Source organism: Streptosporangium sp. NPDC004631, assembly GCF_053601935.1.
This window is the reverse complement of sequence record NZ_JBSGCR010000006.1, coordinates 180,401-205,968: the sequence shown is the minus strand read 5'-3', so window position 1 is coordinate 205,968 and position 25,568 is coordinate 180,401. Positions and strand designations below refer to the sequence as shown.

The window sequence follows — 25,568 nt, the reverse complement described above, 5'->3', positions numbered from 1 at the left end:
TTTTGCCGCTAGGTCGTGGGGCAGTTGTGGCAGGGAACGGCGGTCCTGCCGAGAAGCAAGAGGTTGCGCATGATCACATTTGACGGTGTCACCAAGCGATATCCGGATGGAACCGTCGCCGTGGACAACCTCCGGCTTGAGGTGCCGACGGGGGAGATAACGGTGCTCGTCGGCCCTTCGGGGTGCGGTAAGACCACCTCCCTCCGCATGATCAACAGAATGATCGACGCGACGGAGGGCCGGATCCTTCTCGACGGGGTCGACGTCAAGACCATCGACCCGCCGACGCTGCGCCGGGGGATCGGCTACGTCATCCAGCAGGCGGGGCTCTTCCCGCACCGCAGGATCGTCGACAACGTGGCGACGGTGCCCTACCTGCTCGGCTGGGACAGGAAGAAGGCCCGGGTCCGGGCCATGGAACTGCTGGAACGGGTCGGGCTCGACCCCGGGATGGCCGACCGCTATCCCTTTCAGCTCTCCGGCGGCCAGCAGCAGCGCGTCGGCGTGGCCCGCGCGCTGGCGGCCGACCCGCCGGTGCTGCTCATGGACGAGCCGTTCAGCGCGGTGGACCCCGTCGTCCGCGCGAGCCTGCAGGAGGAGTTGCTCCGGCTACAGGCCGAACTCAACAAGACCATCGTGTTCGTCACGCATGACATCGACGAGGCCGTCAAGCTCGGCGACCGGGTGGCCGTGCTGCGCGTCGGCGGTCACCTGGCGCAGCTCGCCGACCCCCCGACGCTGCTGGCCCGGCCCGCGGACGACTTCGTCGCCGAGTTCCTCGGCCGTGACCGGGGCATTCGGCGGCTGTCGTTCGTCTCCGACGAGGGACTGAGGCTCCGCGCCGATCTGACCGTGCCCGTCTCCACCGAGGTCTCCGCACTGCGCGGTACGGCGGAGCCCTGGCTGGCCGTGGTGGACGCCGACAACCGGCCGCTGGGCTGGGTGGCCGTCAGGGACCTGCCGGAGTCCGGCACCCTGGCGGGGGTACGGCTCGCGCCGTACGGGTCGTTCGTCAGCGGGCGCGACTCGTTGCGCGGCGCGCTGGACGCGACGCTGCTCTCCCCCTCGGGAGGCGCGATCGCGGTGGACGACTCCGGGCGGGTCCGGGGTGTGGCCACCCGTGAGGCGCTCGACGAGGCGCTGGACAGGGTCGCCGGGGGCGCCCGTGCATGAGGAGCCGCTGATCCGCTGGGACTGGATCGGGCGTAACTGGCCCGGTATCCAGGTCTTGCTGGAGGACCACGTCGTCATGGCGCTCGTGCCGGTCGTCGTCGGGCTGCTCATCGCCCTCCCGCTCGGGCTGGCCGGCGTCCGCTGGCGCCAGCTCTACCAGCCGACCGTCGGAGCGGTGAACGTGATCTACTCGCTGCCCTCGCTGGCCGTCTTCATCGTGCTCATCCCCCTCACCGGCCTCGCCACGCGGACGACCGTCATGGTCCCGCTCACCTTCTACGCCATGGCGGTGCTGATCCCCGCCGTCGTCGACGGGCTGACCTCGGTCCCCGACCACGTGCGCCAGTCCGCGGTGGCCATGGGCTTCACCCCGCTGCGCAGGCTGCTCCGGGTGGAGCTGCCGATCGCGGTGCCCGTCGTTCTGGCCGGGCTCAGGGTGGCCGCCGTCTCCAGCATCAGCCTGGTCAGCGTGGGCGCGCTGGTCGGCAGGGGCGGCCTGGGCTACCTGTTCATCGACGGCTGGCAGCGGCAGTTCTACACCCCGATCATCGTGGGCATCGTGCTGGTGGTGATCCTCGCCGGGATCGTCGACGCGCTGCTGGTGCTGGCCCAGCGCCTGCTCACCCCGTGGGCGCGGGCGAGGGGAACATCGTGAACTGGCTGATCGACTTCTTCGGCGACCCCGCCAACTGGTCCGGCTCGGACGGCATCCCGATCCGGCTGCTGGAGCACCTGGAGTTCTCCGCGATCTCGCTGCTCTGCGCCACGCTGATCGCCATCCCCCTCGGGCTCTGGATCGGCCACACCGGCAGGGGCGCGCTGTTCGCGATCCTGAGCGCCAACGCGGCCCGTGCCCTTCCGACGCTGGGCCTGCTCGTGCTCATCGTGCTGCTGATGGGGGTCGGCACCGGCGTCCCGGTGCTGATCCCGCTGGTGGCGCTCGCCGTACCGCCCATCCTGGTCAACACCTACGAGGGCATCCGCGGGGTGGACCCCGACCTGCGGGACGCCGCGTACGGCATGGGCCTGCGCGGCGGACAGGTCCTCGGCGGGGTGCTCGTGCCGGTCGCGCTGCCGCTCATCCTGCTCGGCCTGCGGATAGCCGCGATCCAGGTGGTGTCGACCGCGACGGTGGCCGCCTATGTGGGCCTGGGCGGTCTCGGCCGCTTCATCATCGACGGTCTCGCGACCAAGGATTTCCCGAGCACGCTCGGAGGGGCGGTCCTGGTGGCGCTACTCGCCCTCATCGTCCAGCTGGGTTTCACCCTTCTCCAGCGCGTCGTGGTCTCTCCGGGGGTGAGCCGACGACAGACCGTACGATAATGTCCCTATTCCCTCCCGTTTAGAAGGGGAAAGTACGATGAAACGACTTTTCGGCACCGTGGTGGTCGTCCTCACCACTGCGCTCACACTTACCGCGTGCGGTGGTGGCGACCCGCTCACCAACGCCTCCGTGGGCCCGACGGGCTCGGGAGACGCGTCGGCGGCCGGGGGGAAGGTCGTCGTCGGCTCGGCCAACTTCCCGGAGAACGTCCTGCTCGCCGAGATCTACGCCCAGGCCCTGGAGGCCAAGGGCGTGCAGGTTGAGAAGAAGCTCAACATCGGCAGCCGCGAGATCCTCTACGACCAGATCAAGAGCGGTGGCCTGACGATTCTGCCGGAGTACATCGGCTCGCTCCTCGCCTTCGTCGACAAGACGACCACCGCGAAGACCGAGGACGACGTCCTGACCGGGCTCGGGGAGAGGCTCCCGGCCGAGCTGGAGGTTCTGCGGCCCGCCGCGGCCGAGGACAACAACTCGCTGACCGTCACCAAGGCGACCGCCCAGAAGAACGGTCTCACCACGATCGAGGATCTGGTCAAGGTCTCCAAGGACTACGCCGTGGGCGGTCCGCCGGAGTTCAGGTCCCGCCAGGAGAAGAACTTCAAGGACACCTACGGCCTGGAGTTCAAGGAGTGGAAGAAGACCGGTGACGCCACCGTCGACGCCCTCAAGGACGGCACCGTCCAGGTCGGCAACGTCTTCACCACCGACCCCAGGATCGTGCTCAACGAACTGGTCTCGCTGAAGGACACCAAGAACGCCTTCGCCGCCGACAACATCGTGCCCCTGGTCAACAGGGCCGGCGCGAACGACACCGTGAAGACCACGCTGAACGCCGTCTCCGCCAAGCTCGACACCGCGGGCCTGCTGGCGCTGATGAAGCGCGTCTCGGTCGACAAGGACGACGCGGCCGCGGTCGCCAAGGACTGGCTGACCCAGAACGGCCTGGCGTAACGGCCGCCCTGGCCCGGCACGGTCACCGGGGCCGGGCGCGACCGCGGATCGACCGCGGGCGACGGCGCCCGGCCGTCCGGCCCGGATGCCGTCCACCGGCGCCGGGCCGTCTGATACCGGGTGCCGTCCGCCGGCGCCGAAGGTCGCACCGCGACCGTGCTCTTCGGCGCCGGACCCGTGCCGGTGCTCGATCCGGTCCGGGGAGACGCCTTGGCGCCGCCGCCGGGCCTACCGTGGAACGTGGGAGTTCACCGGCCGCCTGAGTCGCGGCGGATCGGTGGTCCGAGACTCAGGCAGCGAGGGCTGTTCGATGAGTCCGGGCGAGAAGTGGCTCTATCAGCCGGGTGTACTCCAGGCTGTCGTACAGTCCCCGACCGTATGGGTGTGATCCGGTGTCGTAGCCCCGAAGCTGATCATCGAGCCCGTCGGCGAAGTCGAGGTAGGAGCGATAGGGAGGGGGCGCGGGGCGGGAGGCTTCCGCGACGAAGTCTCGCGCGACGGCCCAGGGGGCGGGGAGTACGCGGTCGCCGATGTAGGTGATCTCGCTTGTGACGAGTTTGGTGCGAACCCCTCGGTGGCCGGTGACGTAGGGGGCGTACCTCCATCCCGTAACCTCGTCCCAGACCAGGGCGAGCGGTTCGGGGCCCGCGAGTTTGATCGTCGCGTCGCGGGGTTCGCAGGGGTCCGGCCACAGGTCGGTGACCTGGACCCCCTGCTGGACCAGTGCGGTCGCCACGCAGGCGATATACGCCTGAGGGAGATCCACCCAGAGCTGTGGGTACTTCTGGGGTGGAAGTGAATTTTTCACCCTTTTACCCCTTTCCGGTGGGCTTTGAGTTGAGTATCCCCTGGAAAAGGAGTGGAAGTCTGCATCGGCGGCGGAAGTAATCTCGAATGTAGCCCGCGAGGATCGGCGGGCTATCGGGCGCGACCATTCAATGGCGCTCCGTGACAACCTTCTGATTACTCAGTGGTGAGAAAGCCCTGTACTGGCTCCGCGCGACTGTCCGTGTCAAGCTGGAAGAGGTTCACCCCGGGAGAACGTGCCATCACCTTGATGGATCCCGGTGAAGGAAGTTCTCGCACCGCAGATGTCTCGCCAGACTGTGCAACGGTACGAGAACCTCCATTTCGGGCGGTTCCAATCTCTTTAAGAAAAGAGATTGGGGCCGTCCCCCTCCATCAGCTGCTGGATCATCTCCCAGGCCGCTCGCATGAGCCACCTGGCCGTGGCGCGGACAATGGCCGGCCAGCGTGTGGAGGGTGTCCACCTTTCGCCTTCATGGCGTCCCCGGGACATGTGATCCCCCATTTCCGACTTCTTGGAGAGAAGTCCCTTCCCTCGATCCCCGGCGGTGGATGGGCCAGGGCCGGTCAACCGTCCTTCGGTCAACCGCGGTGTGACCGATGGGTGGAGGGATCTTGGCGTCAGGAAGTCGGCGGGCCTCGGCCCGATCGAGGAGGAAAGCGCTCGATCGACGGCGGTGGCAGGGCGATGCCTGGACGGCGCCGGGGCCGGCAGTCGGTCATATCGCTAACCCTTGGACATGTATCACCACCCCTGAAGAAGAATTTTGTGCACATAATCCCCTTATGGGGAATTTGACGTTCTTGTGGCCTATTGGGCTGATCATCCCAAAGGTGCCCACCGGAAGGGATGATCAGCTCGTCGCTTGGCACAAATCTGTGGGTTTCGGCTCGCCGTAGCCACAGTTTGGTTCTAAGGTCTTCTCCTGTCTCCTGGTGGTTGCGTTAACTCATACATACCGCACGGATGATAGGTGTGTAACGAAGCAAATCAGTTACATGGCTACTCCCTATCTACGCACTTGAACGGTTTATACGTACTAATGGAAGGAGGTGGCGGAGCGCGTGGCGGCCGACACGACAAAGTGGCAAGAGGTGGCACGTGACCTGCGGGATCGGATGGTGGACGCGGAACGAGACGATCACCTCGGGCCCGGTGACCAACTGCCGAGTGTGGGGGCCCTGGCCGGCGAGCGCGGCATGGCGCCAAGCACTGTGCGCAGGGCCTATGAAGAGCTGGTGAAGGAAGACCTGATCAGCAAGACGGGGCGAACGGATCGCTATCGAGTCGTCGAGGGCCGGATCATCCCGTCGACCTACGTATTGGTCATCAACCTGTCCCGGGAGGAGGGGGCGGGCGCGGAGGGTGCCGACAACTCCCACCTGCCCATCGAGCTCGACGCCTACCGGGCAGCGGTGATCAAGCAGGGACTGGTCCCCCTGGTCGAGGGCCCCGAGGTAAGCATGGCCGCCCCTTCCGAGACCGACCGGAAGGATTTGGTGCTGGGAGAGGACGAGCAGTTCGTCCGCCGAGCCCTCAAACGATTCTTCGCCAGAAGGTCGGCCCCGGACACCGATCCGGCTTTCATCAAAACAGGGGACGCGCCGCATTCCTACGACGTCCGTACCGTGCAACCCGGGTCGTTGCAGCGAACGTTCTATCCGGACTCCATCGCCGATCGCGCTCCCCGGCTCCACTCCGTGAAGGACATCACCGAGGGCACCATCAGGTATTTGGCCGCGCGGGGGCTGGCGCAGGCGGGCTATCGAGACGTCGTCCTCTCTCGAAACGCGACCAAGGACGAGGCCGCCTTCTTCGAGATGCGCGAGCCCGAGCCCGTGCTGGAGGTGCGCAGAGTCGCCTACGCGGGTGACGGATGTCCCCTGCGCCTGACACAGACCATCTTCGATTCGGCACGGCATCGAATCTCGTACGAGACCGGTCAGGTTCCCGGCGGCTAGCCGAAAGGTGGCTTTTCCGCCGTTCCTCATCACCCCGGCCTCGATACATCAAAATTTCAATCAGGCCATCCGTCCATAGCCGCAGTTGTTTCCTTGGGGCGACTCTCGGTTGCTATTACTGAGATTGCCGCTCGTGTGGCAGAAATGGTAATGGCATCACCCGATCCTTATCAATGGAGGCCGAAAAATGAATCCCTCGGCGTCTGAGCCAACCGATCCGAAAGTCCCGGCAGAGCTGAGGCTGGTGCTCCGAAAAGCTGATTCAGGTGAAACCGGGCATATCTTCAAGCTGCTGGAAAATGCGACCACCTGGTTGCAGAAAGTGAAGAACAGAGACCAGTGGGCGACCGACGGTGAAGGCCGCAGGGAGCGGATAAGAAAGGGGATCCGGTCGGGGCACACATGGATCGCCTGGGACGGGGAGGTTCCCGTGGCGACACTGACACTGGACACCTTCGCGCCCCAGATCTGGGCGAGGTGGGAGCAGCGCGTCCGCGCCGGACAGACGCCGCACCGGGGCCGGGCGCGACGCCCGGCCGGAGGCGCCCTCTACGTGCACCGCCTCATCGTCAGGCGGGACGGCGGGTACAGCGGGCAGGGGGTCGGCGCCGAGCTCCTCGACTGGGCCGCGACCCGAGCCGCCGCCGACGGCCTTGAATCGGTCAGGGTCGACGTGTGGACCACGAACGTTGAATTACACCAGTACTACATCGGGCACGGCTTCAAGCCCATGGGAATATTCGACGACCTGGTTCCGGGCTACGCCGCGTGCGCGCTCTTCGAGCGTCCCGCCGAAGAACTCGACACCCCACGCCTGGTGGTCGAGGGCGAGAGGCCCGACGCCTCTTTGGCACCCCGCGGTACGGGGGGCCATGCGATGGTAGCGGGGGCGTCCGCGGTAGCGGCCACCCCCTGTGCGCCTCTCTTCTGCTCAAGGTCATTTCTTGGACCGCCTGGAAACGAGCACCCCCTGATGCGGGGCCCCGCGCGAACCGCGTCCTCGGCATCACCGTCCACCCGCTCAACGGCGTCCCGGAACGACAGGTGACCTTCCGCGGCCGGCCCGGGGGCCAGCGTGCACCGCGGATCACACCCCTGGGGGCGTCATGGTGAACGACGCCGATCTGCGACACCTGCGCCGCTGTGTGGAACTGGCGGCCGAGGCACTGGAGGCGGGCGAGGAACCGTTCGGCTCCGTGCTCGTCGCCGCGGACGGGACCGTCCTCGCCGAGGATCACAACCGGGTGGCCTCCGGCGACGGGACCCGCCACCCGGAGTTCGAGCTGGCGCGCTGGGCCGCGGCCAACATGACCCCTGAGGAGCGGGCGGCGGCGACCGTCTTCACCTCGGGGGAGCACTGCCCGATGTGCGCCGCCGCGCACGGCTGGGTCGGGCTGGGCCGCATCGTGTACGTGAGCTCCTCCGAGCAACTGGTGGCCTGGCGTGCCGAGCTGGGGGTTCCCGCCCCTCCCGTACGGCCCCTGCCGATCCGGGAGATCGTCCCCGGCCTCGTGGTGGAGGGCCCCGTTCCCGGCCTCGCGGAGCGGGTGCGCGACCTGCACCGCCGTTTCCGGAACTCCTCCTGACCGAGATCCCGGACTCCTCCCGCGCCGAGGCGCCGGTCACGAGGCGCTCCAGCACCTCCCCGGACCCGGTGGTAACGGGCCGCTCCGGTGTCGGGGCCGGGCGCCCCTCCGGGATGATGGCGGGATGAACGAGTTCGTCGAGGCCATGGCGCAGGTGCCGACCGGCGTGACGGTCGTCACGGTGAAGGACGAGCGCGACGATGTGGGGGCCACGGTCGGCACCTTCACCTCGGTCTCGCTGGACCCGCAGCTCGTCATGGTGAGCATGGAGAACACCGGCTACCTCAACGAACTGCTGCTCCGCCGTGACCGCTGGGCGGCCAGCGTGCTCTCCGCCGGGCAGAAGGCGATCGCCAGCCGCTTCGCCACGGCGGGCCGGCCGGGTGCCCGCCTCCTGCTCGCCGGGACGCCGCACCACCGGGGGAGGCTGAGCGAGGCGCTCGTCGTGGACGGCGGTGTCACCGCCCTGGAGGCCGAGACCGTCCGGGTCCTCCCCGCGGGGGACCACACGCTCTTCGTCGCCCGCGTGCTGGCGGTGGACTACGTCACCCCGGGACTCGCCCCGCTCGTACGGCTCCGCGGCCGCTACCGCCCCGTCGGTTGACCGCCGGGGCGTCGGACGCCCCGGTGGCCCCCGCGGTCAGGGGGCGCTCGACGCGGCGATCCCCGGCATGGGGCATCGCCCGCCGGGGCCGGCGGGCGATGCCGGGGACGCGGCCGTACGGGGTGCCGGTGGGGTCAGCGGACGGTCCAGCGGCCGGGGAGCATGAGGGGGCCGTAGGACGGCAGGCCCAGCTCGGTGGCGACGTGGGCCAGGGGCCCCCAGGCCTCCAGGCGGACCTGGGCCAGTGCGGCGGCCCTGTCCTCGCTGGAGTCCGCCGGGCGCAGGCGCTCCAGCGGGTTCAGCCTGGGATAGCCGCGCACCGGGGCGTCGGAGGGGAGCCCGGCCTTCTCCCGGGCCAGGGCCAGGGCGTCCTCCAGACCGCCGAGCTCGTCGACGAGCCCGCCCGCCCGGGCGTCGGCGCCGGTCCAGACCCGGCCCTTGGCCAGCTCGTGGGCGCGCTCGCGCGACAGGCCCCGGCCCTCGGCCACCTTGTTCACGAAGTCGTCGTAGACCCGGTCGAGCCAGGCGTTGACCCGCGCCCACTGGGCCTCGGAGAAGGCGTTCGTGGGGGAGAACATCCCCGCGTTGGCGCCCTCGCCGACCATCTCGGAGGAGACGCCGATCTTCTCCAGCAGCCCGCCGATGACCGCCTTGCCGCCGAACACGCCGATGGAGCCGGTGAGCGTGCCGGGCTGGGCCACGATCGCGTCGGCGGCCATCGAGACCATGTAGCCGCCGGAGGCGGCCACGTCGCCCATGGAGACCACGATCGGCTTGCCCGCCCTGCGGGTGAGCACGACCTCGCGCCAGATGGCGTCGGAGGCCACGTAGGAGCCGCCGGGGCTCTCCACCCGGAAGACGACGGCCTTGACGTGCTCGTCGCGCCGGGCCGCGCGCAGGGCGGCGCAGACGGTGTCCGAGCCCATCGCGCCGCCTCCGCCCAGCGGGCTCCGGCCACTGCGGCCGAGCCGGATCGGGCCGGTGCCGTGGACCAGCGCGACCGTCTGCTCACCGGGGTGCGGGAGCTTGCGGGCGATCGGCCCCCTGGCGTAGCGGCCGACGTAGAGGAGCAGCGAGTCGGCGCCGGCGACCTGCTTGACCTCGTCGTAGACCTCGTCGCGGTAGGCCATCCGGTCCACCAGGCCCGCCTCGACCGCCTCGGCGCCGATGAACGGGCCCCGGTCGATGAGCTCGCGGACACCGGCGGGGTCCAGCCCGCGCCCTTCGGCGACGCCCGCGACGACCTGCTCGGTGATCGACTCGGTGATCCGGCCCATCGACTCGCGGTGGGCCTCGGTCATGTGGTCCTGGGTGAAGGTGTTGGCGGCGGTCTTGTACTCGTGCCGCTGGCCGATCTGGTACTCGACGCCGAGCTTGCCGAGCGCGCCCCGCAGGAAGCGCTGCTCCAGCGAGACGCCGGTCAGCCCGACGTCACCCGACGGCTGCAGGTAGACCCGCTCGAAGGCGGTGGCCAGATAGTAGGGCACGGTGCCCGCGCCGAACTCGCCGAACGTCTCGGCGAACGCGACCGTCAGCTTGCCGCCGGCCCGGAACCGCGTCACGGCCTGGCGCAGCTCCTGCACCATCCCCAGCCCCAGCGGCTGGGTGCCGATCTTGACGATCAGCGCCTTGACCCGGGGGTCCTTCCCCGCGCGCTTCAGCCCGGAGAGCACGTCGGCCAGGCGCGCCTTGCGCATGGACAGGATCGCGCTCAGCGGATCCGCCTGTGGTCCTTCGGTCAGACCCTCGGTGAGGTCGAGTTCAAGGACCAGTGGAGCGGTGCGCCGCTGCCGGAACCGGTCGACTGTGTCGATGATCACCTTGGTCGCGTCCATGCTCTCACCCTAAGCGACGCATCACGGGCTTTATGCGGTACGGCGTGCGTTGACCTGCTTTCTCAGCAATGAGATCGACGCCGCGGGGAACGCGTTCCGCAGGCGCCTGTTCTCCGCGGAGGTGAGGACGTCCTTGACCGTGGTGGCCCCGCCGACCCCGGCGGTCAGGTTGACCCCGCCGTGTGCCCAGTTCAGCCACGCGGCCAGTAGCTCGCTCTCCAGCGCGGCCTTTCCGGTCTTCCCGGCGGGGCCGAGCACCCGGTGGGCGGCGGCGGGTGTGGAGACGGAGGTGAGCTCGGAGAAGACCCTGCTGGCCTTGCCCACCAGGCCGAGGTAGCACCTGATCGTCGCCTCCGGCAGTCTTCCTCTCTCCCGGGCACCGGAGGTTCCCCGGGTTTTCGGGGCTCCCCGGCCGGTCTCCGCCGCCCAGCGCGCGGCGCTCAGTGTCTTTTTCGCCTTCCCCCGGGTGCACGCCGCCGCCCGCGGTACGGCGGGAGCGGGGGTGGCGGTCACGGTGACCGTGACGGTCACCGTCGGCAGCGGGACCGGGGTGGGAGCCGGCGAAGGGCGGGAGGGCGGGGGGCCGGAGCTCGGATCGGGGCTCGGATCGGGGCTCGGGTCGTCGGGGGAGCCGTCCCCGGGGCCGTCCGGGTCGGGGTCCTCGGGGTCCGGCGACTGGGTGACGGGGGGCGAGGGGGGCTGTCCGGTCAGCGCGCCGTACAGGTCGAGGCGGGGCGTGGTCACCCCGTCGTGGACGATCGGGCGTCCCGCCGCCGTGAGCCTGCCGACCAGGAGGTCCGGGTCCCCGGCCGTCGCCGGTCCCTGGGCCAGCACCGCCAGCGCGCCCGTGACGTGCGGGGTGGACATCGAGGTCCCGCTGTGGACCCGGGTGCCGCCGCCGGGCACCGAGGAGTCGATCTCGACGCCGGGGGCGAAGAGGTCGAGTACGGAGCCGCGGTTGGACCAGCCGGGGACACGGTCGTCGTCACCCGTCGCGCCCACGGTCACCGCGGTGGAGACGCATCCGGGGACTCCGGCGCCGGTCCTGCCCTCGTTCCCGGCGGCGGCGACGGTCACCACACCCTTGGCGCGCAGTGTGTCGATCCTCTGCCTCATCGCCCGGACCTCGGGCTCGCCGTCGCAGGCTCCGCCGTAGAGGCCGCCGCCGAGGCTGAGGTTCACCGCGACGAGGCCCGGCCTGGCGTCCTTCAGCTCCGCCAGGTGGTCGAGCGCGAGCAGCAGCGAGGACTCGTAGGCGCTCAGGCAGCTCTCACCGCTTTCCGCGCAGTCGTCCCGGCGGCTGAAGACCTGGACGGCCACGATGTCCGCGCCGGGCGCGACGGCGTGGGCGATGCCCGCCACGTGGGTGCCGTGCTCGCACAGGTTCTCCGCACCCCGATGGCAGGCGGCGATCCCGGCGTCGGCGGATGTGTCCTCCCCCTTCCCGTTGGGGCAGAGGGATCTCACGCCCTCGGTCGCCACGGAGAAGCACTTCTCCGCCACGACCCTGCCCTCCAGCGCGGGATGGTCCCGGTCGATCCCGGTGTCGACGATCGCGACCGTGGTGCCCGTGCCGTCGGCTCCCCCCGCACGGGCCCGGTCCGCCCCGATCAGCCTCAGGCCCGAGGCCAGCGACGCCGGAGAGTAGGTGCGGTCGCGGCGGATCGACACCACCCGGGGGTCCTCGGCCAGCGCGGCCAGCGACTCACCCGCGCCCTCGACCACGATGAAGGAGGTGCCCGGCGGCTGGAGCACCACCTCGGCGTCGGGCAGCGCCCGCGCCTCTCCGGCCACCCGGGCGGCCTCGTCGGGGGCGGTCACCTCGACGATCACCCGGGCCCCGTCCTCGCCGGCGACGGCCGCGGACCTCCAGGCGGCGGCCGGGACTCCGGCGAGGACGGGTACGGCGGGGGCGGTGCCGAGCACCAGCGCCAGGGCTGCCGTCGGGGCCGCCACGAGGGCTGCGAGGGCTCGAAGTCGCACACGTCCTCCGGAAAGATCGAACAGGCGATGTGGAGTCTAAGCAGCTGTTTACCGCCGGTGAATACCTGTTCCGGATTTTGTGGATCTTCTCCGACATGGCTCGACCCTCCGCGGCGTGACGCACACGGAGGGCCGAGTGTCCGGAATTTTACTTGAGCCCCCTGGGGATCGCGTTACCCAGCCCCCTCGTTGAGGGTGTCGCCGCCGGCCTGCCGGGAGAACGCGCCGCTCAGGCCCCGGTTCCCCGCGTGGATCGCCGTGCCCGTGACGGTGGCGGGGGTGTGGTGGCTCCGCCCCCGGCCGTCGTGGAACCCGACGTTCTCGCCGGCCTCTCCGCCGCGACCTCGGCTTCGGCCTCGCTCCGGGCGGGGACCGCGGGCGCGCTCCGCCGGAGCCAGAGGGCGCCCAGCGGCGGCACGCGCAGACGGGCGGAGTACGGCAGGCCGTGCCGGGGCTCCTCGGCCGCCTCCACGGCGCCGAGGTTGCCCACCCCGCTGCCCGCGTAGTCGTAGGCGTCGGTGTTGAGCACCTCCTCCCAGGAGCCGCCGGAGGGCAGGCCGAGGATGTAGTCCTCGTGGGGCGCGCCGGAGAAGTTGGCCACGCAGGCCACGGCCGAGCCGTCCGGGGCGTACCGGAGGAAGGAGAACACGTTGCCCGTCGCGTCGTCGGCGTCGATCCACCGGAAACCGTCGGGGGAGGCGTCGAGCGTCCACAGGGCGGGCGTCTCCCGGTAGATCCGGTTGAGGTCCCGGACCAGTCTCTGAACACCCTTGTGCCCGTCGAAGTCGAGCACCCACCAGTCGAGCCCCCGGGCCTCCGACCACTCGGACCCCTGACCGAACTCGCCGCCCATGAAGAGCAGCTGCTTGCCGGGGTGGGCCCACATGAAGGCGAACAGCGCGCGCAGGTTCGCGAACCGCTGCCACTCGTCGCCGGGCATCTTGCCGAGCAGCGACCCCTTGCCGTGCACCACCTCGTCGTGGGACAGCGGCAGCACGAAGTTCTCCGAGTAGGCGTACATCAGCGAGAAGGTCATCTGGTGGTGGTGGTACTGCCGGAAGATCGGCTCGTGCTGGAGGTAGGCCAGGGTGTCGTGCATCCAGCCCATGTTCCATTTGAACCCGAACCCCAGCCCGCCCAGGTGCACCGGCCGCGACACCCCCGGCCAGGCGGTCGACTCCTCGGCCACGGTGATGATCCCCGGCTGGTCCCGGTAGCAGACCGCGTTCATCTCCTTGAGGAACTCCACCGCGTCGAGGTCCTCCCGCCCGCCGTACTCGTTGGGCGTCCACTCGCCCTCGCGCCGCGAGTAGTCGAGGTAGAGCATCGAGGCGACCGCGTCCACGCGCAGTCCGTCCACATGGAACTCGCGCAGCCAGAACAGCGCGTTGGCGACCAGGAAGTTGCGCACCTCCCTGCGGCCGAAGTCGAAGACGTAGGTTCCCCAGTCGGGGTGCTCGCCCCTGGCCGGGTCGGCGTGCTCGTACAGCGGCGTCCCGTCGAACCTGGCCAGCGCCCAGTCGTCCATTGGGAAGTGCGCGGGCACCCAGTCGACCAGCACCCCGACGCCGGCCTCGTGCAGGCGGTCCACCAGGTGGCGGAAGTCGTCGGGAGTGCCGAAGCGGGCCGTCGGCGCGTAGTAGGACGTCACCTGGTACCCCCAGGAACCGCCGAACGGGTGCTCGGCCACCGGCAGGAACTCCACGTGGGTGAACCCCATGCCGACCACGTAGTCGACCAGCTCCGTGGCCAGCTCACGGTAGGACAGCCCGGGACGCCACGAGCCGAGGTGCACCTCGTAGACGCTCATCGGCTCGTCCAGCGCGACCCGGCTCGCGCGCCGCCGCATCCACTCGTCGTCCCGCCACCGGTACGCCGATCGGTCGATCACCGAGGCGGTCGCGGGCGGCACCTCGGTGCGCCGGGCCATCGGGTCGGCCTTGGCCCGCCAGACCCCGTCGGCGCCCAGCACGCCGAACTTGTAGTGATCGCCCTCACCCATCCCGGGGACGAAGAGCTCCCAGACTCCGGACCTGCCCAGCGAGCGCATGGGGTAGGCGGTGCCGTCCCAGTGGTTGAAGTCGCCGATCACCCGGACGCCCCGCGCGTTCGGCGCCCATACGGCGAAGGCCGTCCCCTCGACGTCCTCGTGCCGCATGACCCGCGCGCCGAGCACCTCCCAGAGCCGTTCGTGACGCCCCTCGCCGATCAGGTGCAGGTCCACCTCGCCCAGGGTGGGCCAGTGGCGGTAGGGGTCGGCCATCTCGTACGGTTCGGCCCCCGGGTAGAGGACCCTGAACCGGTAGTCGGGAATCTTGTCCAGTCCGGGAAGTGTCACGGTGAACACGCCGTGGGCCAGGTGCTCCATGTCGTGGGTGCGGCCGTCCACGACGACCTGCACCTTTTCGGCCAGTGGCCGCAGCACTCTGACGGTCACGCCGCCGGGACCCGGATGCGCGCCCAGGATCGAGTGCGGATCGTGGTGCGCTCCGCCCGCGAGCCGCTCCAGGTCCAAGTCCGCGTTCATGGATCACTCCCGTAGATCGGTATCCCCTACCCCTGCCCCATGCGGGCCCCTCAACCCCTGCCCCTGTCCGCTATCACCATGCGTGTCATGAAAATGGGCGGATGTGCGGGTTGGAGATTTCCGATGGCCGTCTTCCGGTGTTAGGGAAATACTGTCCGCCAATCCAGTTGATCACACAGAGGATGGCGATGTATCCGTCGGGGCAGACCGACATCGCCGCCCTGACGAGTCCACCGTCTCGGCGGTGACCGCAGACCAGGCCGATGCCGAGACGCCTGCCGCCGGCGACGTGCAGGACCGGGATCACGACCTCCGGAACCCCCGCGAGGCTGCTCGGCGCGCTGTATCGGAAGGCGCCGGCCCGAAACGCGGACAGTTCCCCGGCGGTGGCGTCGCGGCGAGGCGGCGGATCCCGAAGGCGCCGGACGGGCCGGCTCGCGGACACGCGCGCCGCCACGACCGTCACCCTTTCGGCCCCCTGGGCACACCGAGTCCGAATTGCTCCTTCAACAGGTGAACGTCGAGTCGCGCGCTCCGGCCGCTGTCGGTGATGGACAGCACCGGGTGGCTGTCGACGTTGAGGATCCGCCGGAGGGTGGCCACGAATCCCGGCCCCCGCACCGCGTGCTCTCCGGCGCTCTGGGCCACCACGGGCAGCGGGAGCGTGCCCCCGGCTCTCAGCAGGGCCAGCAGAACGGCCTGGATCCTCGCCTTCGGCACCCTGCGCGGCATCATCTGGTGCTGCGCCGCGAAGAGCTCGGTGGCGAGCAGGTCGGCGACCAGGGTCGCGTCCGGATCCGCCGAGGTCCGCGCCGCCAAAGGCCCGGTCTGCGAAGGCCCGGTCCGCGGAGAGCCGGGTTCCAGGGACCACCACTCGGGGCGCTGGTCGGGCAGGGCCCTCCACCCGGCGGGTACGGAGGAGCCGTGCGGGAGAAAGGCCAGCAGGGGAATCGTGACCTCGGCCAGGGAGACCCCGCCGTGGTAGCCGGCCTTGCCGGAAAGGTAGTGGAGGGAGGGGTCCCACAGCGCGATGAGGCGACCGCCCGCCACCCGGGGGCCGGTGAGCTCCACCTCGCCGTCGTATACCGGCCCTCCGGCGTCGCGGTGGCGGGCCGAACGGGCGCACGGGAGGGGCCGCGGCGTTCCGCCCCGCTCCAGCACGTGACCGTGGTCACTCGTCAGGATGACCGCCCTGCCCCCCCGGCGGGCATGGTCGAGCAGGGAGCGAAGGACACCGAGGTCGGCTCCCCCCCACACCTCGTCGATCCGGCCACTGCCCTTGTCCAGGGTGTCGTCGATCGTGTTCAGCACCACGCCGACGTGGACCGACGCGTCCTGCAGCGCCGTGGTGAGCTCATCCCCCAGGGACTCGCCCGCTCCCCGGAGGCCGTCCTCGTGGAACAGCCGGACCGTCCTCCCTTCCCAGAACGGATGGTTCTCGAACGCCTCGCGCTCCTCGGCGGCGCCACCCGTGGTGAGACGGGCGGCGAACAGGCTCGCCCGGGAGACCCCCGTCAGCGTGGGAATCGCCGCCATCGCCGCGCGCCGCCGGGCCTGCTCCCCGGCTCCCGGCAGCGGGTCGTACTCCTCCCAGCGCTGCTCCCGGAGGTCCTCGGCCAGTTCGACGGCGGCGGCGGCGCTCATCCCGTTCAGGACCACGAGCAGCAGCGGACACCGCAGGTCGGAGCCGTCGGCGACGAGGGGCGCCACCACACGGGGGAGCAGGGTGTCGACGGTGAGGAGGTCGCCGGGCCCGGTGGCGGTCCAGGCGGACAGCTCCGCGGCGAACGCCCTGTTCAGCTCGTGGCCCCGGTCGCAGGCGAGGTCGTGAAGCCACTTGTAGGCGTCCTTCAGCGACGAGTTGTAGGGCTCCCCGAGCCAGACGTCCTCCCGGGCGCGATCGACCCATCCCCACTCGTCGATCTGTGCCTGTACGGCCGCGCCGACGCCGCCGCCGGCATGCTCCGCCGGATCGTACGGCCGCACCAGCCACTGCAGGAGCCGCTGGGCCATCTCGGCACGCCGTACCCGGTGGGCCTCCGCCCCGGCCAGGGTGTGCGCCCGCAGCCGGGCGACCGACTCGGCCGACGCGGTCGGTCTCTCCGGTGAACGCTCCTTGAGCGCGGACGCCAGCGCGCTCGCGACGTCGTCGATCCTGTCCTCGAAGCCGGAGCGGAGCAGATCGCTGTGGCGGGCCGCTGGACGGGCGCCGAACCGGACGACGAGCTCCTCGGCCCGGTCGAGGACGGAGTGGGCCAGGCGCGTCTCGCGCGCGGAGCTCCCCTCGTGGAGCAGCCGGGTCACGACGCCCTCGGCGGTGGACGCGAAGCCGCGGACACCCGCCTCCCGCGCCGAAAGGTGCGAGCCGCCCGCGGAGAAGGTGTCCGCGTAAGAGGCGCCCGTGTAAGCGGTGTCCGTGTAAGCGGTGCCCGCGCTCATGGTCGAGAGGTAGGTCAGCACATCGCCGCGCGCCCGCCATGCGACCTGCTCCGCCAGGGGGTTCCACAGCGCGCCGCAGACCAGTCCCAGCGCGAGGGCGTCTCCCGCGTGACCGCCGTCCACCAGGTGGAACAGGATCTCGGCAAGGCTGCCGGCGGTCTCGCGGAGCCACGCCGACAGCCCGGCGCGTTCGGTCGCGCGCAGGCCGCGAAACGCCTCGACCGCGACCGCGTCCGAGCTCCACAGCAGCAGCGTGGCGGCGTTCGGCTCCTCCGCGTCGACGCCCAGCCGGTCGAGCCGGAGCCGCCGGGCCGCGAGCCGCCTGAGCGCGGTCTCCCGGGTCAGTACGGCGCCCGCCGGCCGTGGCCACCCGCCGGGAGGCATGGCGTCGATCAGGGCCTCGGCGGCCCACCCCTCCGCCACCAGCCGGGGGTCCGTCCGCTGGACGCCGAAGCCCTCCTCGACCAGCCGCCAGAGCTTCGCCGCGAAAAGTCGGCTGACCGTGCCCGACTCCGTCCCCGCCCCTGTGCCCGGCACCGTGTCCGGGGGCTGTGGCCGGACGTAGCGACCCTCCCGCCACCTGACGTCGAAGCCCGCCTCGCGCAGCAGTAGGTCCAGATGCGGGTGCCCGGGGAGGGGGGCGAGCGCGGGGAAACGGGCCCGTACCCGCTCGTGTATCCGCTCGGGCCTCAGCCCCTCGGGGCGCCCGTCGTCTCCGCCGGGCGGGATCGCGCCCGCCTGGGTGAGCCGGAGCGCCAGCACCGGGTCCAGGTCGCCGGGATAGATCTCCAGCCGGGAGGTGGCGGCCGCCCGCCGGGAGGCCGCGGCGGCGAGCCGGACGAGGCGGCCGTCCTCCAGCGAGGGAACCTGTCCGGGAACGCCCACCGCCCGCAACTCGCGCAGCACGGTCGCCGGAGCCGGAAGCACCTCCTGGGCGGCCAGCCGGTCGGCGGCCTCGCCCAGCGCGTCGGCGTAGTCGAGCAGCGCCGGGGCCGGGGTGGTGCCGGGGGAGTCGTCCGCCCCGACCTCCAGCGCCATCAGCAGCCGGTCGCCGTGACGGCGGAGCAGGAGCCTCGGCTCCTTGGGCTCCTCGACGAGCGGGTCGATCTCCACGGCCGCCCGCACGGCCGCGAGGGCGAAGGCCAGGCGGAGCCTCGGATCGGCGCGGTGGGAGCCACGGGAGGCGAGGATCGCCTCGGCCGCCTCGGCCGCCGTCATGACCCGGCCACTCTGGACGAGTAGTTCCAGCAGTTCGTCGCGGACGCTGTGAATCACACGTTCCGCGCTCCACCGTCTCCGCTGCCTGGTGAGCATCTGCGCGACCCGGCCCGGCGTCATGCCGATCGCCGAGGCGACCACCGGCTGCTGTGGCCAGGGCTCCGGCAACGTCCCGTCGGCGTCGGGAAGTCCCAGGAGCAGCCGAGTGGCCTCCACATCACCGGCGTTCCGGCCGTTTGAGTGCGGGTCGGGCACCAGCAGGGCGGCGATCGTGTCCAGCCCGATGCGGCCGAGCGCCGTCTCCTCGTCGCGGCCCTGAATGGCGGACGCGACCTCCTCGTGCGCGGCGGCCTTCTCATCGGAGGTGATGGGCTCACCCCGGTTGAGTCGTGTCCTCCAGTCGCGGACACGGTGCTGGAGCTCCCGCCGGGTTCCGGCACCGAGCCCGGGGAGGCTGAGAAGGGCAGTGGAGGGGAGGTTCAGCAGGTCGCCGACCGTGGCCGCGTCCAGGCGGTGCGCGGCCGACACCGCGCGAGACGACAGACCGGCCGCCGCCGGCACCGTCACGCGGGTGGCGGCCAACGCGGCGGCGTCCCGGGCCTCGGTGGCGGTGGCGTCCTCCGCGGGCAGGCCGCCCGGATACCCCGCGCTCACCGGGGGCACCGCGCCGGAGCGCCGGAACACCTGGATCCAGGCGTCGCGCATGTCCCTCAGCGTCTCGAACCGCTGTCCGGCGTCGCGATGCAGCGCGCGCGGGAAGAACTCGATCAGGCCGTCGCGCACCGCTGGGTCGAACGCCTCGGCGGCCAGGGTCGGCGGGCCCTCCGTGTGGCGGGGTTCGGTCGTGCCGTCGCCCCAGACCGGCAGCTTGCCGGAGGCCATCTCGTGCAGGGTCACCGCCAGGGCGTAGCGCTCGGCGTGCGCGTCGTAGACCGTGCGGCCGGCCGTACCGAGAAAGGGATCGAGGTAGTGCGGGGTTCCCGTCCAGATCTCCCTGACCGGGGTGCCGGCCAGGGAGAAGTCGAACAGGACGAGCCGGCGGGCGCGGTCCGGGCGGACCCTGATCGCGATGTTGCCGGGCCTGACGTCGCGGTGGGTGACGCCCTCTCTCTCCAGGAAGTCCATCGCGCCGAAGAGGTGGTCGCCGTAGGTCTCCAGCTCGTCCGGGGGCAGCGCCCCCCGCTCGCGGATCTCGCGGGCGACGGTCCGCTCGCCCGCCCGCTCCAGCACGACGCAGGTGCGCCCGCCGACGCGGATCGGCTCCGGGCGGACCAGGCTGACGACGGGTGAGCCGTCGCGCAGGTCGCGCAGTACGGACGCCTCGTGGTCGAGCCGGATCGTCCTCTCCTCCGACAGGGCGACCCTGAGCACCTCGGACCTCCCGGTCCGCAGGTTCTCCACCAGCAGGGCGCGGGAGGTGGAGCCGGTGCCGAGGCGCCTGTCCACCCGCCACTCACCGCCGACCACGTCGCCGGGGCGGGCGTCGAGTGGGTCGAGGCCCTCTTCTGGACGCTCGTCGCCGGAACGGGCGGGGTGGACCGGCCGGGTCGCGGTCGCCTCGGCCTCGACGGCCTCCAGCATCTCCAGGAATTCGGCCACGCCGGTCAGCCGCCGCGCGGGCTCGGGCACGGTCGCCGCCTGGACGAGCTCGTCCATGAACTCGGTCATCGAGTCGTCGGCCGTCGATGGACGCAGGCCGTCCTCCCTCGACAGGCGGGCCAGCAGCTCCGTCCGCCGGTCGGCCGGAGGCCGGCCGGTGAGCAGCAGGTAGGACAGGGCGCCCAGGCCGAACACGTCGAGTGCCACCGGGTCGGGGTCCGGCGCGTTCAGCTCGGGGGCGAAGTATGCCTGGGCCGAGAGCTCCAGGTGGTGTACGGCCAGGTGGGGTACGGCGTGGTCGGCGGGGCTCGTCCGCTCCTCGGTGCCGCCGTCGGCGCGCGTGGCCGCCTGCCAGTCGCCGATCTGGAGCAGCGGGTTGAGCCGGCCCCGCTCCTCGGCCCCGCCGGGCGCCGTGCCCGGTGTGACCAGCACGCTGCGCGCCGACAGCGCCCGGTGGTGCAGGTGCCGTCCGTGGGCGTACGACACCGCCTCGGCGAGCTGGCGGATCAGGCCGAGCCGGGTGGGCAGGTCGAGGCGCGCGCCGTACTCGCCGACGAAGTGGTCCAGGCGTACGGCCTCCGGGTCGTGCCGGAAGATGAGCGCGGGCCCCGTCGCGTGCTGCTCCATGGTGTCGACCCGCACGATGCCCGGATGGCCGATGCCGCGCAGGGCCAGCATCTCGCGGCGGGCCGCCCGGACCGTGTCGGCGCGCACGCGCTCGTCGGCGTCGCGCTCGACGAGGTAGACGCGGACGCGGCGCTTCTCCGACTCGATCTCACCGTGCGTGGCCAGATGGTCTTCCCAGGTCGGCCCGGTGTCGAGGGGGCGGGGCTCCAGTTCCCAGGCCCCTACCCACAGGTGGGAACGGCTCTTGGCCATGCCGGCTCCGCGCAGTCGGCCGTCGAGCTGCCGGGAGACCTCCGGGGTGATGCGGTGACGCTGGTCGTCCGGCGCCACCAGGAGCAGGTCCGACAGGATCTTCGGCAGCCGGCCGTTCTCGGGGCCGAAGATCCCGGTGAGCCGGTGCTCGGGCAGGTCCACCTCAAGGGACGGGACGGGGAGGAGGACCGCCGCGCGGATTGGGGGGATCTTGGCCGGGTGACCGGCGGTCCTCCGTAGCAGGGAGGTGAGCTGTCCGGCCTTGGAGTCCGCCAGGGGCAGCGGGTCGTCGAGGTAACGGGTGTTCCGGTCCGTCGACTGCACCCAGTGGGCGCCGTCCGCGCTCAGCCACCCGTGCAGGCTCTTGATCTCGATGAGGAAGAGTCCACCGGGCGCGGCGACGAACAGGTCCACCTCACGGACATGCCCGCTGTCGGCGGTGAAGGTGAAGTTGGACCACGCGCGGTACGGCTCCGTCTCGGGCAGTGCCGCACGGATGTGTTCCAGGGCTTCGCGTTCGTGCCGGTAGTGGTACTGGGAAGGCGTGATTGTCGTCCAACGGCCTTCTCGCACGTCTGGAATCTCCAAGGAAGGGGGGCTGCGTGACCGTGGGACAGGACGGATCGCGAACGCCCAGGGATTCAGGGACTCCGATAATAGACCGCGTACGACACGGCCGTCATTCAGGTCGGAAGTACCACTTGTTACCGGCGGGGAAACATGTCATCGAAAGCAAACTCCTGTACCGCTTTCACGGAGATAGTCGCTACATGGGCAACCGGAAGTGGGGGCTTTTCGTCACGCTCCGCAGGCTTGAGGAACGAAAGTCGTTTTAAGTCTCGGCCGGTCGGGGTGCGAGGGGGTATATGGGCGAGATCTCCGCTTTCCCCCTATATCTGCAAGTGGATCCGATTATGAGTCGCGCGGGAGTGCGCGATGGCCGCTGCTGAACGTTTTCATCTTCATCGGATCCGCCGATGCCCCCGGGGGTGTTCTCGTTCTCGCCTCGATGATCTTCGGCGGTGAGGGCTTTCAGGTCTCTCGCGCCGGGACGGTCTGTCCGCTTCACCGGGAAGCGATACCCCCGGGACGGTTTCGACCTCCGGGCGATTCGGGCGTTCGTCGGCGACGATCCCGGCCCTGGCGCGGCGGAGCACAGAGTCACGGCGCTGCCTACGTCAGCCGTCTCCGGACCCACCGGGACCAGGAGGCGGGCCCACCGTGACGGCCCACTGCTCGGCCTTACCCGTCCTCTACATTGTCGTATTGAATTTCCAAATGCGACTCGTAGCACCTGAATTCGGCCGATGGAGCCTCGTTGACCGGGTTTCCATCGAATTGATCTCCGTATTCGTCCGGCCGGACCCGCATGACTCGGAATCGGTAGCCGTCTTGGGGAAACTCTTCCCAGGTAAATCGGACCGACTGGCCTACCGTGAGATTCCGTGGGGGATTCATGATGATGTGCGAGAAGTGCACTCAGACCTCGCCGGGAACGTCCTCGGAAGTGATCACTCCTAGGCCGTCGACGTCATTCCATTCCGTGACGATTCCCGTTGTTGGTTCGCGCCTGTCGTCTTGTGTCACACGGCTCCTGCGTTGTCGTGTTGAAGTTTCACATGCGACTCGTGGTATCCGAATTCGGTGGGCGCAACCTCAATGACTGGGTTTCCGTCGGCATTCGAAAGTCGATAGTCGGGTCAAAGGCGGATCCCAGGTCATGGATCCACGCCTCCTCCCCCGCCCGCCAGGTGGCGCGTCACCCGCTGTGTGAGCTGCCCGTGGGCGACCACCAGCACGGCGAAGGCCACGGCCAGCGCCGCGAGCAGCGGTAGCCGTCCCTCATCGGCCAGCAGGATCGACTGCGCGTCGGCGAAACCGGCGCGCGCCGAGGCCCAGCCCGCGACCAGCGCGGTCACCCACCGGCCGCCGTGCCTGATCACCGGCCGCGCGGTCGCGGTCACCGCGGCCGGTACGGCGAGCACCACGAAGACGATGAGGACCCCCACCGTCCCCGCCATGGAGAACTCCGCGTCCACCCCGATGGCGAGCTTGATCACGCGCATCAGCAGCCGGGCCACGAGGCCGGCCCCCAGACCCACCAACAGCGCCGCCCCCAGCGCCGCCCCCACTACGCGGCCACGCCGCCACCCGCGCTCCCGCGTCCCGTTCTCACCGTGCATCCCAAGATTTATAGAAGGTGCCCCCCGCCGGAGCAATCCTGGAAGGTATCTGGAATCCGTTCGTTATTGGCCTCTTGGAACGTATTTGAGTAGTGATCACCGAGGCTTGTCGTTTCTCTCAGGTCCCGGCAGCGAGAGCGTGCCCCGGTGGGCGCGGTCGCCCGGGGGTGAGGTGGTGTGGGAGGGGGTCGCGGTCGGGGAGAACAGACGCCAGCGAGCCCAGACGGTTTTGCCGGGGGTGTCGGGGAGTGGGATGACGCCGGAGGCGTCGGTGAGAGCCTCGACGATGGTCAGACCGCGGCCGTGGACGGCCTCGACGTCGAGGCCGAGGTGGCGGGGCCGGTCGGGGCCGTGGTCGGTGACCCGGACGCACAGCTCGTCGGTCCCCGCCCACACCGAGAGCCTGACCGGCGGGTCGCCGTAGGTGATCGCGTTGGCGAGCAGCTCTCCGACCACCAGGACCACGTCGTCCGCGAGGCCCGGCAGCGCCCACCGGGTGAGGATCTCGCGCACCATGCCGCGCGCCTTGCCGACCACCGAGGAGTCGTGGGGCAGGTCCCAGCAGACGGTGCGCAGGCCGTCCGGCGTTACGGGCACCGGAGCTCCTCGGGGTGAGGACGGGGCCGTGGGTGAGGGCGGGGACGGCTGGGCGGGCCGGGTGGGGATGAGCCGGACAGGCGATGGCTGTGGGGGTTCGCCGGTGACGGCCCGTCTGTTCCCGCGCGGCTTACGAGGTGGTGACAGCTCTGTATCCGGAAGGTCGGTGAATCACCCGCCGGATCATATGTTTTCGATCTCCCCGCGTTCATTCTCCACCCCTCTTATCCGGACATAGAAGGTGATTTTGACGACGTTTTCCTAGGGGTGCGCCCTGCGTGCATAAAAAGGCCTCTCCGGCGGCGTTCTTGCTTTCCGAGACCCTTCACAGAGTGCCTCCGGCGGGATACGTTGGGTATCAGAACCCCCGGCACACCGCCAAGACAGTTTGTAGTGCGGCTGTGGCATTTGTGGTGCCGATGTGGCGTTCCTCCCCCCAACTCACCGGACGGAGTTGAAATGTCCGTGTCCTCCGAGCTTGACCCGCCAGGAAAGCCCTTGGTTCTTTTCGGGGCCGAACTCCGCAAGCACCGAAAAGGGGCTGACATGTCCCAAGAGCGCCTGGCGGAAATCATCCAATTCAGCATGAGCTTGGTCGGCTTCATCGAAAGGGGTCAGCGCACGCCAAGCCGCAACTTCGTCCAGCGCTGTGACGACGCCCTGGAGGCCGGTGGAGAGCTTGTCCGTCTCTGGGAACACCTCACCCGCGCGGCAAGCCCCCGCTGGTTCCGCGGCTGGCTGGACATCGAGCGAGAGGCTCAATCCCTGCATACTTGGGAACCGCTCGTCGTGCCTGGCCTTCTCCAAACGGAGGAATATGCGCGAGTGGTGATCCGAGGTGAGCCCGGCATAACGGATGAGCAGGTGGAGAAGGCCGTACAGGCACGAATGGAGCGACAGGCAGCTTTTGCCCAGTTGACTCGGTCGATGCTCTGGGTTGTCCTCGACGAAGGCGTCCTACACCGTCCGATCGGCGGTAAAGAGATCATGCGCCGTCAGGTCGAACGCCTCCTGGAAGCAGTCGATCTGCCGAGGATCGGTATCCAAGTCGTCCCCTTGGCGCTTGGGGCGACCACCGGCACCTCGGGGGGATTTATTATCGCGCAGCTACCAGGAAGTGCGGATACGGTATATATCGAATCTGCGATTCACGGCCACGTGACGGATCGGTTGGAAGATGTCGAGGCGATCCACGCCCGATATGACACCATCCGAGCTGGGGCACATCCACAGCATGTCTCGATCGAGTTGATCAGAGAGGCGCAGAGATTATGGACCTGAGTGACGAGCTGGAGACCGCGGCCTGGCGTAAGGCGACCAAGAGCGCATCCAACCAGGGGAACTGCCTTGAGGTGGCTCCGTTGTCGGGTGGCCGGGTTGGTCTGCGGGACACCGAGGCCCCGGAGCGGGCGCCGTTCGTGGTGAGTGCCGGTGTGTGGGACGCCTTCGTCGACGGCGCCAAGAAGGGCGAGTTCGACTTCTAATCCCAACGCCGTTCGGTTAAAGCGGACTGGATGCTGTCAAGGGTCGGTCGGGAGCATGCTGACGCTGATGGTGGCCTTGTAGGTGGTCCGGTCGATGGCGGGTCCGCGTGCGTTGTACTTGGAGATCGCTCGTTTGACGATGCGGTCTTTGGTGCGGACCCGCCGCTTGGGCAGGAGCTGGGCCGGCACGTGGCGGCCGATGACTCCGACCAGGTCGATGGCGGTGTCAGTGATGATGCCCGCGGCCAGGACGAGTTGGTCGCGGGCGTCAGATAGCGCGATGGTGAATCCTGCGCGGTCCGGGTCGGTGTTCGGGACGCTGTCGGTGGCGTCGGTCATCGCGGTCCGCAGTGCCTGGTAGGCCACCAGCAGGGCCCAGACCTCCTGCTCCACCCCGGCCGGGGTGCGGGCACG

Annotated in this window: 19 protein-coding genes; 10 read left to right on the top strand and 9 right to left on the bottom strand. The window is 70.0% G+C overall.

What is annotated here, in order from left to right; translation table 11 throughout:
• The first annotated feature begins 69 nt into the window (after nt 1-69).
• From ACWEF2_RS08755 to ACWEF2_RS08740, 4 genes are read left to right on the top strand one after another with little or no spacing between them, the layout of a single operon-like run.
• Nucleotides 70-1,173: an ABC transporter ATP-binding protein gene (locus tag ACWEF2_RS08755; protein WP_453813254.1), complete on the top strand. Its 1,104-nt coding sequence runs from the start codon at nt 70-72 to the stop codon at nt 1,171-1,173.
• A complete protein-coding gene (locus ACWEF2_RS08750) occupies nt 1,166-1,828 on the top strand; it encodes an ABC transporter permease (RefSeq protein WP_453813252.1) in 663 nt (220 codons plus the stop codon). The genes ACWEF2_RS08755 and ACWEF2_RS08750 overlap by 8 nt, the downstream gene beginning before the upstream one ends.
• On the top strand, nt 1,825-2,496 hold the full coding sequence (locus tag ACWEF2_RS08745) for an ABC transporter permease (RefSeq protein ID WP_453813250.1): 672 nt from the start codon (nt 1,825-1,827) through the stop codon (nt 2,494-2,496). The genes ACWEF2_RS08750 and ACWEF2_RS08745 overlap by 4 nt, the downstream gene beginning before the upstream one ends.
• A gap of 37 nt (nt 2,497-2,533) precedes the next feature.
• Nucleotides 2,534-3,451, top strand: a complete 918-nt coding sequence (locus ACWEF2_RS08740; RefSeq protein WP_453813248.1) for a glycine betaine ABC transporter substrate-binding protein — start codon at nt 2,534-2,536, stop codon at nt 3,449-3,451.
• A gap of 289 nt (nt 3,452-3,740) precedes the next feature.
• Here ACWEF2_RS08740 and ACWEF2_RS08735 read toward each other — a convergent pair whose 3' ends face one another.
• Entirely contained in the window at nt 3,741-4,259 is a 519-nt protein-coding gene (locus tag ACWEF2_RS08735; protein WP_453813246.1) for a DUF6292 family protein, read from the bottom strand.
• A gap of 1,094 nt (nt 4,260-5,353) precedes the next feature.
• Here ACWEF2_RS08735 and ACWEF2_RS08730 point away from each other — a divergent pair.
• The 4 genes from ACWEF2_RS08730 to ACWEF2_RS08715 all read left to right on the top strand — a co-directional run bounded on the left by ACWEF2_RS08730 (nt 5,354) and on the right by ACWEF2_RS08715 (nt 8,410).
• Nucleotides 5,354-6,220 (top strand): GntR family transcriptional regulator, encoded by an 867-nt coding sequence (locus ACWEF2_RS08730; protein WP_453813244.1) that lies wholly within the window; start codon nt 5,354-5,356, stop codon nt 6,218-6,220.
• 187 nt (nt 6,221-6,407) lie between these two features.
• Complete coding sequence (locus ACWEF2_RS08725; protein WP_453813242.1) at nt 6,408-7,268, top strand: GNAT family N-acetyltransferase; 861 nt, start codon at nt 6,408-6,410, stop codon at nt 7,266-7,268.
• Between the two features lie 58 nt (nt 7,269-7,326).
• A complete protein-coding gene (locus ACWEF2_RS08720; RefSeq protein WP_453813240.1) occupies nt 7,327-7,806 on the top strand; it encodes a nucleoside deaminase in 480 nt (159 codons plus the stop codon).
• 124 nt (nt 7,807-7,930) lie between these two features.
• Nucleotides 7,931-8,410, top strand: a complete 480-nt coding sequence (locus tag ACWEF2_RS08715; protein ID WP_453813238.1) for a flavin reductase family protein — start codon at nt 7,931-7,933, stop codon at nt 8,408-8,410.
• A gap of 134 nt (nt 8,411-8,544) precedes the next feature.
• Here the strand turns inward: ACWEF2_RS08715 and sppA are convergent, their stop codons facing one another.
• The 7 genes from sppA to ACWEF2_RS08680 all read right to left on the bottom strand — a co-directional run bounded on the left by sppA (nt 8,545) and on the right by ACWEF2_RS08680 (nt 23,670).
• Nucleotides 8,545-10,245 carry a signal peptide peptidase SppA gene (sppA, locus tag ACWEF2_RS08710; RefSeq protein ID WP_453813236.1) on the bottom strand — a complete coding sequence of 567 codons (1,701 nt, stop codon included), beginning with the start codon at nt 10,243-10,245 and terminating at the stop codon, nt 8,545-8,547.
• 30 nt (nt 10,246-10,275) lie between these two features.
• Nucleotides 10,276-12,228: a S8 family peptidase gene (locus ACWEF2_RS08705; RefSeq protein WP_453813234.1), complete on the bottom strand. Its 1,953-nt coding sequence runs from the start codon at nt 12,226-12,228 to the stop codon at nt 10,276-10,278.
• 229 nt (nt 12,229-12,457) lie between these two features.
• Nucleotides 12,458-14,755 (bottom strand): 1,4-alpha-glucan branching protein GlgB, encoded by a 2,298-nt coding sequence (gene glgB / locus ACWEF2_RS08700; RefSeq protein ID WP_453813232.1) that lies wholly within the window; start codon nt 14,753-14,755, stop codon nt 12,458-12,460.
• Nucleotides 14,756-14,840: 85 nt separating this feature from the next.
• The gene (locus tag ACWEF2_RS08695) at nt 14,841-15,212 is read right to left on the bottom strand and encodes a hypothetical protein (RefSeq protein ID WP_453813230.1); all 372 of its coding nucleotides are present in this window, start codon (nt 15,210-15,212) and stop codon (nt 14,841-14,843) included.
• Nucleotides 15,213-15,217: 5 nt separating this feature from the next.
• On the bottom strand, nt 15,218-21,463 hold the full coding sequence (pglZ, locus tag ACWEF2_RS08690) for a BREX-2 system phosphatase PglZ (RefSeq protein WP_453813229.1): 6,246 nt from the start codon (nt 21,461-21,463) through the stop codon (nt 15,218-15,220).
• 1,145 nt (nt 21,464-22,608) lie between these two features.
• Nucleotides 22,609-23,073, bottom strand: a complete 465-nt coding sequence (locus tag ACWEF2_RS08685) for a hypothetical protein (protein ID WP_453813227.1) — start codon at nt 23,071-23,073, stop codon at nt 22,609-22,611.
• A gap of 96 nt (nt 23,074-23,169) precedes the next feature.
• Entirely contained in the window at nt 23,170-23,670 is a 501-nt protein-coding gene (locus ACWEF2_RS08680; RefSeq protein WP_453813225.1) for an ATP-binding protein, read from the bottom strand.
• A 459-nt stretch (nt 23,671-24,129) separates the two neighbouring features.
• Here ACWEF2_RS08680 and ACWEF2_RS08675 point away from each other — a divergent pair, with 459 nt between their 5' ends.
• Entirely contained in the window at nt 24,130-24,951 is an 822-nt protein-coding gene (locus ACWEF2_RS08675) for a helix-turn-helix domain-containing protein (protein WP_453813223.1), read from the top strand.
• Entirely contained in the window at nt 24,942-25,154 is a 213-nt protein-coding gene (locus ACWEF2_RS08670; protein WP_453813221.1) for a DUF397 domain-containing protein, read from the top strand. The genes ACWEF2_RS08675 and ACWEF2_RS08670 overlap by 10 nt, the downstream gene beginning before the upstream one ends.
• A 36-nt stretch (nt 25,155-25,190) precedes the next feature.
• Here ACWEF2_RS08670 and ACWEF2_RS08665 read toward each other — a convergent pair whose 3' ends face one another.
• Complete coding sequence (locus ACWEF2_RS08665; RefSeq protein WP_453813219.1) at nt 25,191-25,547, bottom strand: hypothetical protein; 357 nt, start codon at nt 25,545-25,547, stop codon at nt 25,191-25,193.
• Between the last annotated feature and the right edge of the window lie 21 nt (nt 25,548-25,568).

Excerpts from the sequence above, each read along its gene's own strand:
- ACWEF2_RS08755 (WP_453813254.1), top strand. The coding sequence starts at position 70 with ATGATCACATTTGACGGTGTCACCAAGCGATATCCGGATGGAACCGTC.
- ACWEF2_RS08715 (WP_453813238.1), top strand. The coding sequence starts at position 7,931 with ATGAACGAGTTCGTCGAGGCCATGGCGCAGGTGCCGACCGGCGTGACG.
- ACWEF2_RS08725 (WP_453813242.1), top strand. The coding sequence starts at position 6,408 with ATGAATCCCTCGGCGTCTGAGCCAACCGATCCGAAAGTCCCGGCAGAG.
- ACWEF2_RS08685 (WP_453813227.1), bottom strand. The coding sequence starts at position 23,073 with ATGCACGGTGAGAACGGGACGCGGGAGCGCGGGTGGCGGCGTGGCCGC.
- glgB (WP_453813232.1), bottom strand. The coding sequence starts at position 14,755 with ATGAACGCGGACTTGGACCTGGAGCGGCTCGCGGGCGGAGCGCACCAC.
- ACWEF2_RS08720 (WP_453813240.1), top strand. The coding sequence starts at position 7,327 with ATGGTGAACGACGCCGATCTGCGACACCTGCGCCGCTGTGTGGAACTG.
- ACWEF2_RS08740 (WP_453813248.1), top strand. The coding sequence starts at position 2,534 with ATGAAACGACTTTTCGGCACCGTGGTGGTCGTCCTCACCACTGCGCTC.
- ACWEF2_RS08670 (WP_453813221.1), top strand. The coding sequence starts at position 24,942 with ATGGACCTGAGTGACGAGCTGGAGACCGCGGCCTGGCGTAAGGCGACC.
- ACWEF2_RS08675 (WP_453813223.1), top strand. The coding sequence starts at position 24,130 with ATGTCCGTGTCCTCCGAGCTTGACCCGCCAGGAAAGCCCTTGGTTCTT.
- sppA (WP_453813236.1), bottom strand. The coding sequence starts at position 10,245 with ATGGACGCGACCAAGGTGATCATCGACACAGTCGACCGGTTCCGGCAG.